The sequence below is a fragment of the Candidatus Methylomirabilota bacterium genome (assembly GCA_035709005.1).
Classification (GTDB): domain Bacteria; phylum Methylomirabilota; class Methylomirabilia; order Rokubacteriales; family CSP1-6; genus 40CM-4-69-5.
On sequence record DASTFB010000063.1, the window covers coordinates 38,031 to 44,841 of the forward strand.

Genomic DNA, 6,811 nt, shown 5'->3' on the forward strand with positions numbered 1-6,811 from the left:
TCATCTCCGGCCGTCTACTCTGCCGCTCGCCTTGATACGCTCCGAACTGTCTACAAGCTGTCTACACAGCGGAGGCGACTGCGCCGTTACACAAGCCGGGGCTTCGGAGGCCGCTCCCCATTCGCGTCGATTCGGGGATAGGCGGAGCCCGACGGGAAGGTGCTATCGCGGAGGCCACGTGCTGGTGGCCATCTTGCCATGAGGGAGATGGTCGTCGTGACGGTTCTACGAGCCGGACCTGGTCATCTGGCGAGCGCCGGTCCATAGAGCCGACGCTGCGTCGCGGCACGCCTCACCACCGCTCCTGCTCGACCTTGCAACCGAGCCGTAGGAGCGCATCGACCAGCCCGAGCGCGTCCGCGACGTCCGGCGCGGTCGCCACCGCCGAGGCCACCAGCTGTGCACGCAGGCGCGCGAGTCCAGCCCGCTCTCCATCGTCGAGGGGTGAACCCCCGCCGGACTGCACAGCCTGTTCCAGCCAGGCCGCGCTGGTGCGATGGAGCGACACCGGGCGGTCGAGCCGCGTGCGCAGCAACCACCAGATCCTGAGCCCGCCGAGGTCGGCATCGCCCCAGTGCCGGAAGTCGAGCGCGGGCTTCCGCGCCGCGGCGAGGGCGTCGAGCAGGACCGGAGTCGGGAACCCCGCGGTGTAGACCGCGACCTCGCCCCGATCACCGAGGCCCGCCGGCCCACCTGCCTCCTCGACGTAGGCCAGGAACGCCGTCTCGTTCTCGATGGTCGTGATGCGGCTGGTGGGCCCGCTGGCGATCGCCTCCGCCCACGCCTCGGTCCAGGCCTCCGGCAGGTGCGCCGCCGGCGCGAAGTCCTCCAGCTCGTAGACGCGCGGCGCGATCTTCAGGGTGGCCCGGCCCGCGCAGCGCAGGAGCCCGGGCTTGCGTCGAACGCCGTACGCCTCGAACAGCTCCGGGACGCGATCGCGGGACAGGCCCTCCCAGCGCGGATCGGCGCGAAGCAGGATGTCGGCGACGAGCGGCCGCACCACCGCCAGCCGCTTCGAATCGCCGTAGACGCGCTCGCTGACCACGCGCTCCCAGCCCGCCAGGCCCCGGGCCAGGGCCGCCGCGCCGGTCAGGGCGTCCAGCACGTCGCGACGCTCGCGCTTGAACCGCTCGCGCTGGACGCCGAGGAGCGACACGTCGGCCCTCGGGATGCCGGTCGCCAGCTCGGCCAGATACGCCGCGAACCAGCCGGGCCCGGGCTCGACGCGGAGGCCGTCCACCAGGGCCGTGAGCGCCTGCAGATCCTCGCCCAGTGCCCGGAAGCCGAACGCCGCCGCCAGCTCGTAGGCGCGAGCAAGCTCGTCCGGGCCCACGCGCAGCTCGCGCGCCAGACCGGCGGCGTATCCCCGGTGCCGGACCACGCGCACGGCGCCCTCGCGCGCGAGCTGCTCCGCGGCCTCGCGGAGATCGGCCAGCATCTCGCGCCCGTCGGGATCGAACGCCTCGGGGAACGTCGTGGCGTCGAGTCGGATGATCACGTCCTGCCGCCAGGGTCCCGGCCGCCCGAAGGCGGCGCTGCGCTCGTATTTATCGAGTAGTCGGCGCAGCAGGTCCCTGCGCGCCGTCGTCGCCGAGGTCGCCATCCGGCTTGAACTCCTTGGTGAAGTCGAGAACGGTGGGCAGCCCGCTGACCGCGTCGCGATGGATGTAGAGGCTCGTCTCTGTCCACGGGGCCACCAGTTCGCTGCGCTCCTTCGGCGTGGCCATCAGGAGCTGCAGCCCGAGGCCGCGCGCGAAGCGCAGGGTCGCCTGGATGCGCGACTCGTCCATCTTCGAGAAGGCCTCGTCGAGCAGGACGAGGCCGCACCGCGGGCGGCCGTCGGGCGTCAGGCTCCGGTAGAGGCGGTACAGGGAGGCGAAGATGGCGATGTAGTATGGGTTCTGCGTCTCCCCGCCGGACTTGTCGCCGGCCACGCGGCCGTAGAGCGAGTGGGTGCCGTCGGCGTGCAGGATGCGCAGGTCGTAGTCGAAGTACTCGCGATAGTCCGCGCGCGAGTCCAGCTCGCTCTTCACCTGGCGTGCCTCGGCCTGGACGAGCCGCCCGAAGAGGTCCTCCAGCGTGCGCCGGGTGTCGTCACTGCCGAGCGCGCTGGCGCCGAAGAGCGAGTCCTTCTCGAAGCGGCCGGCGTCCATGATGAGGTCGTGGAAGAGGCGGTGTTCGGGCGCGACCTCGAGCGTGAACTGGTAGCGCTCCGACCCGAAGGGCACGTCCTTCAGCGCGCGGTTCAGCTCGTCGATCTGCCGCCGGACGTCGACGAGGTTCTCGCGCAGGCGGAAGATGACGTCCTCGGCCAGCTGCTGGATCGCCTCGTCCTTGGCCCGGACGATGCGCTCGCGGTACTCGGGCAGGCGGCTGTCGCGCCACAGGTCCCGCTGGGCGCTGAAGTCGTCGTAGCCCTCGCCCTCGACCTCGGCGGCCAGGCCGAAGGTGTTGGCGTACTCGGTCTTGAGCCTGACGAGGCTCAGCACGAGCCCCTGGACGCGGCTGTCGATGTTCCGGTACTGGCGCTCAAACACCTCGCGGATCTCGGCCGCCTCGCGGTCGGCGCGCTCGCGGCGGTAGCGCTCCTCGTAGCCGGCGCGGCGCTCGGCGTCCTCGGCAGCACCGGGCACGAGGGCGTCGAGACGGGTCCGCGCCTCCTGCCCGGCCAGCGCCGCGCGCGCGCGCTCGGCGCCGGCGTGCTCCAGATCGCGGGCGCAGGCGCCGACGCGCTCGCGGAGATCTCCCCGCTCGCGGTCCAGGCGCTGCAGCTCGGCGTCGGCGGCGTCGCGCTCGCGCTGGAGGTGCTCCACTTCGCGGCGGTCGATCCGGTCGAGCTGCCGCTGGAGCAGCGCCGCGCGGGCGCGCAGGTCGGGCAGGCGCTGGGCCGCCTCGACGAGGCGGGGCAGCTCGACGGCCTCGCCCAGCGCCCTTCGGCACGCCCCCGCGGCGTTCCGCAGCCACTGCACGGCCCGGGCGAGGTCGACGACGGCCGCGGAGAGCTCGCCCAGACGCCGGCCGATCTCCTCCTGCCGCCGCAGGCGGGCGGCCTCGCCGACGTAGTGGCGGCGGAACACCTCGAGCGGCGTCTGCCGCGCCACGTGGTTCTGGTACACCATGACCGTGTCGGTGATGGCCCGGCGGTGGCGGCGCAGCTCCTGCTCGCTCTCGCAGCAGATGACGTCGCCGAGCAGGAAATCGACGTAGGCGCGGGCCAGGGGGTCGTCGGTGGCGACCTGCTCCGCGAGCGACCGCGCCTCGCGGCGCGGCGCCATGGCCTGGATGCGCTCGATGTCGACGAGCCCGACGCTCGCGATGAAGATGCGGCCCCGGCCCGGCAGCGTGTAGTCGCGCTTGTGCCGCTCGTAGAGCGCGAGGGCCCGCGGGAAGTCACCGGGGGCGACGAGCACGTCGAACCGGCGCGTGTTGAGGTAGCCCTCCACCGCGTCGCGCCACCGCGCCGACGCCACCTCGATGAGCTCGCAGAGCGGCCGGGGCTCGCGGGCGCCGCCGAGCCGGGCCCGCAGCAGGTGCAGGAGACCCTCGGCGCCGTCCGGATAGCGCTGCCGCCCGCGCTCGAGGTCGGCCTGCTCCGCCTCCAGCAGATGGCCCTCCCGATTGGTGGCCTCCAGCGCCTCGTCGAGCCGCGCCAGGGCCACGGCGATGGCGTCGGCGGCCCGCCCGAGGTGGCGGGTCCAGGTGGCGAGGTCGCGGCCGCCCAGGTGTCCGTCGCGCGCGAGCGTCTCGCGCAAGCGCCCGACCACGGCCGGCTCGTCGGGGGCGCCGAGCAAGGACGGGGACGGGAAGGCGTCGGGCTGGACGCTCCGGATGTCGCGAGCCTCCTGGCCGATGAGCGTGTCGAGCACCGCCCGCTGGCCGTCGAGGATGCGGCGGGCCCGGGTCTCCGAGTCGGCGGCGTCGCCGATCTCGCGCCGCGTCGTCTCCAGGTCGCGCTCGAGCGCCTGGATCTCGCGGAAGCCCGGCGTGGCCACCAGGAGCTCGGTCAGGCGGTCGCGCTCGCGCAGAAAGAAGGCCCGCTGATCGTCGGCGCGCGCGAGGTCGGCGGCGAACGCGTCGCGGGCGCGCGCGGTCTCCTCCAGATGCCGGTCGATCTCGTGCAGGCGGCCCTCGGCCAGCTCGACGTCGGCCCGCAGCGAGAGGTAGTGGTGGCTCTCGGCCGTACGGCGCTCCTGGGCGATGCGCTCCCCCTGCGTGCAGATGGCGTCGAGGGCCGCGAGCCGGCGCTCGGCGTCGCGCGCCTGGGCCTCGAGCCGCTTGTAGTGCTCGAGGTTGGCCTGGAGCGACTCGGTGTCGACGGGCCGCTCGTCCAGGAGGTAGTGAAAGACGAAGTCGCGGACCTCGCCGATCGGCTTGAAGTCGAGGGCCTTGACGATGAGCCGGTGGAACGCCTCCGGTAGGGCGCCGAGGCGATGGCGCAGCTCGTCGCGATAGGTGGCGGCGTCGGCGAAGGACCGGGCGTGCGGGACCGCGCGCAGGGCCTGCCGGAAGTCGCGCAGCGGCCGCACGAGGTCGCCGGGGGCGATCGCGGGGACGTCCGCCGCCGCGCTTCGCGGGACGACGAAGTGGACCCGGGCGACGTGCGTATCGGTCTCGGCCGCCTCCATGGCCAGGCCGCACGCGAAGTCGCCGGCGGGATCCTGGTAGTCGGTGAACTGGAGGATCACGTACGACGAGCACGCGCCCCGGCCGAACCGGACCTGGCCGGGGCGCGTCTCGTCCTCGGAGCCCAGCTTGTAGCGCACGTAGCCGTGCAGGCTCCGACGGCTCTGCTCGTTGGCGGCCTTGTTGAAGCGCACCTGCTGCTGGTCGGCCACCAGCGCCCACTGGACGGCGTCGAGCACCGTCGACTTGCCGCTGCCGTTGTCGCCGAGCAGCAGGCAGCTGCCGCCGAGCCAGAACGTCTGGTCGGCGAAGTGGTACCAGTTCACGAGGCGGATGGCGGCCAGGTGAATCATCGGGACTCCTCGCCGTCCTCGGGGTCGTCGGCGGGGCCGCCGTCGTCGGCCGAGACCAGCGACCCCGTGTAGGCGCGGATCCGCTCGGCCATCTCGGCGATGCGGTCGGGCGGCAGCACCTTCTCGATGAGCGCGCTCACCTCGAACGTCTCGGTGTCCTCGCCGGCGAACCCGCGCTCGATCACGATCAGGGAGTGACGACCCAGCCGCCGCAGGGCGTGCTCGAGCGCGCGCCGGGAGAGCTGCACGGCGGGCTTGCCCGACTGGATGAGCCGCTCGCGCAGGGCCCCGACGGACATCTCGCATCGGAGGTCCTCGCTCGCCTGCTGCATCTGCTCGTGATAGGCCAGCCGGAGCGTGCACAGCACCAGGCTCTCGAGCTTCGAGAGCCGCACGCGCTGCTCTCCCGATTCGTGGACCGCCCGGCACAGTCGGAGACCGAGGTCGATCTCGAGCCGCCATCCGCCGATCCGGAGGTAGCCGTCGATGAGCTCGCGGTGCCGCTCCGCGAAGCGCCAGTCCGGATCGGGCCGCATGGCGGGCCCCGGCGTGAGCACGTGGCCGGACAACAGGCGGGTCACCACCTCGCGAAAGCGGTCCTGCTGCGCCGGTTCGAGCCCGGCGTAGTCCGCGGTGAAGTCCACGACTCACGCCCTCCGCCGGCGGCCCACGAAGCCGCGCGGGAAGCCATAGGGACCATGGCGGGCGAGGCGCTCCTCCGCGGGCGCCGGGTCGCGCTCGAACCGGTAGGGCGAGCGGCCGTCGAGCCCGTAGGCCACGGTGTAGATGAGGCGGACGTAGTCCGTGTCGGTGTCCGGCGCCACCTCGGCGAGCGGCGCGGCGGCGCGGGCGCCGAGCAGGCCCTCGACGAAGGCCTCGACCCGCGAGCGCGCGAACGGCCGGCGCAGGCGCGGCGCGATGTCGCGCCGGAGCTCCGCGGTCTCGGGCGCGCGGCGGGCGAGCGGCTGGGCCTCCGGACGCGGCCGCCGCCGCGGGGGCGTGTATAGGAAGCCGCTGGCGAGCAGCTCGCAGCGATAGACGTCGAAGACGAGGTCGGGCGCCCGATCGCGCGCGAGCACGTCGACGATGCGCTGCAGCTGCCCTTCGGTCCGGGTGTCCTGCCGGAGGAGATACATGAGCTTGCGGAGGGCGACGCCGCTGAAACGGGCGTTTCGGACGTCGATGTCGTCGACGAGCCGGGGCAGCGTCTCGAACTGCGTCCTCAGGAGCCGCAGGTCCGCGGTCACGGCGGCGCCGGCGGCCTGCGAGTCGACGGAGAGCTGCTCGGCGTACCAGCGGCCAGCCGCCTCGAGCGCTCGCCCGTCGGCCTCGATCGCGTCGAGGCGGTGCAGGATCTCGCCGCGCCACTTGTAGAGATTGTCGACGGTCTTGAGCCGGTGATAGTTCGCCAGCACCGCGTGGCGGTAGTGGTCGAGACCCTCCTCGAGCACGCCGGACGCCGACGTCGCCGCGTCGAGCAATCGCTGGGTCGATGCAAAGATGTTGCGGTCGAGGATCTTCAGCTCCCGGATCATGTCCAGCGTGTGCCGGCGCGCCTCGCTGAGCGACACGCCGGGCCGTCCGGCGAAGACGTCCGCCCGCAGCTGCGAGGCGATGGAGTGCGCGTACCCCTGGAACAGGGGTTGCTCATCGCGGGCGACGCGGACGAGCGCTTCCAGGATGCGCGCCGCGTACGGGAAGAAGTTGAGCACCTCACCGACCGCGCTGCGGTACTCGAAGTGGAACCAGCCGGCGGCCTCGAGCCGACCGACGAGCCGGCGCGCCGTCGCGCGCAGCAGCGCCGCGTCGTCGCTCGCCGGCTCGCCGGCGTCGCC

At 73.1% G+C, this 6,811-nt stretch carries 4 protein-coding genes; all 4 read right to left on the bottom strand.

All coding sequences use genetic code 11. The annotated features are described in order from the left end of the window. Positions 1-292: 292 nt before the first annotated feature. Positions 293-1,603 (bottom strand): Wadjet anti-phage system protein JetD domain-containing protein, encoded by a 1,311-nt coding sequence (locus VFR64_10190; GenBank protein ID HET9490107.1) that lies wholly within the window; start codon positions 1,601-1,603, stop codon positions 293-295. Beyond that, positions 1,548-4,976, bottom strand: a complete 3,429-nt coding sequence (locus tag VFR64_10195) for an SbcC/MukB-like Walker B domain-containing protein (GenBank protein ID HET9490108.1) — start codon at positions 4,974-4,976, stop codon at positions 1,548-1,550. The genes VFR64_10190 and VFR64_10195 overlap by 56 nt, the downstream gene beginning before the upstream one ends. Continuing rightward, positions 4,973-5,620 carry a DUF4194 domain-containing protein gene (locus VFR64_10200; protein HET9490109.1) on the bottom strand — a complete coding sequence of 216 codons (648 nt, stop codon included), beginning with the start codon at positions 5,618-5,620 and terminating at the stop codon, positions 4,973-4,975. The genes VFR64_10195 and VFR64_10200 overlap by 4 nt, the downstream gene beginning before the upstream one ends. 3 nt (positions 5,621-5,623) lie before the next feature. After that, a partial coding sequence (locus VFR64_10205; GenBank protein ID HET9490110.1) for a Wadjet anti-phage system protein JetA family protein occupies positions 5,624-6,811 on the bottom strand: 1,188 nt, incomplete at its 5' end.

Bases quoted from the DNA above. Each gene is read 5' to 3' on its own strand.
- VFR64_10190 (HET9490107.1), bottom strand. From the start codon at position 1,603: ATGGCGACCTCGGCGACGACGGCGCGCAGGGACCTGCTGCGCCGACTA.
- VFR64_10195 (HET9490108.1), bottom strand. From the start codon at position 4,976: ATGATTCACCTGGCCGCCATCCGCCTCGTGAACTGGTACCACTTCGCC.